The sequence below is a fragment of the Candidatus Symbiopectobacterium sp. NZEC135 genome (genome assembly GCF_025962695.1).
Genome location: NZ_JAGFPF010000493.1, coordinates 1 through 1,320 on the forward strand (window position 1 = coordinate 1; position 1,320 = coordinate 1,320).

Consider the following 1,320-nt stretch of genomic DNA (forward strand, 5'->3'; position numbering starts at 1 on the left):
AGCTCAGAGAAAATAAATAAAAGGAGCCCAAAAAAGATTAGCCGTGATAGAAATCAAACACCAATCTTTCCGGTTCTGATTTTTCAGCCGCAAGGTGGAATACTTTCAACTTATCCAGTTTTTTCTTTAATATGAACTTAACAAGAATAGTGTTATTATCTTTATGCGCAATTGAAATTGACCGTACATTACCATCTACCATCAAGCTGTTTCCTATGCGTAATATGTCATCACTTGCGGTCACGCCTCGTAATTCATAGACTACCTGGTTCAGTGTCCGATCACCAAGTTGTTTAATTGCAATTCGTTCCCGAGATGCCATTGCCATGCGGAAATACTTTTCATGTTGTCCCGCCCGGACCGCAATAATCTCGTTATTATGTTCTTTCGATAACGGTAAAGCGGGCGTAGCGTCTTCATCACCTTGGCCTTTTTTTATCAATACCTCTTGCTTAGCCAGCAATTCGCGTTGCTGTAACTGGAGTTGAGAGCGGGGCTTGATTTTTGATAACGATTCAAGCAAACCATCACTGACATCAACGTTCTTTGCTCGATGCAGCACCGCTTCCGCGCCCTCAAAATCCCGCATTTTCACCAGCACAAACACTAAATTATGTAATAGGTTTTCACCCGTATACCCTCGCGCATATAAGGGTGCCAGATAATCCCTCGCGGTAGGATAATCCTCCTGCATGATGGCCAGCATCGCCAGGTTGTTAATGACCTTATCTTCATCAACAAAATGCGTCCGAGCTTTATCGAACGATGCCTTGGCAGCAAGATAATCGCCCTGCTGCGCCAGCAACACGCCTTGTGTGTTTAACGCTTCCCCGTGTTCAGGATTTTTACTTAAAGCCGCCCTGACGCAACCAAGCGCTTGCGCGATCTGTCCCTGTTCCAGCAAATTCTTGCCTTCAAGCAACAGAATATCTTCATCGGGATTATCGACCAGCAAAGGCGCTAAATAATGCCTTGATGATTCATAATCCATGGCAGAGTGGTAATGATTTGCCAAAATATACCGTGTTTTTGCATCCTCTTTTCGATTTAGTTTTTCACGATATAACTTAATGAGTCCTTGGAAATCATTCATCTTGGTAAGAATAAACTCCTTCTGTTCCTCATCGATAGCATCGTGATCTCCGGCTTTCGTAACACACCCGCCGAGCAACAACCCTGAAAGTAATAATAAAATATTAACTAACTTCCCCATAATGCCATCATCCCTATCAAACCTGGTCCGACAATTATTGCCAACAATGGAAACATAATAAAGCCAATCATCGGCATGGTCATTTTGGCAGATAAGCTTGCCACTTT

Annotated in this window: 1 protein-coding gene; it reads right to left on the reverse strand. The window is 43.0% G+C overall.

Going from position 1 to position 1,320, the window contains the following annotated elements; genetic code table 11:
• Positions 1–37: 37 nt before the first annotated feature.
• A partial coding sequence (locus J5224_RS28195; protein WP_264628417.1) for a tetratricopeptide repeat protein occupies positions 38–1,320 on the reverse strand: 1,283 nt, incomplete at its 5' end.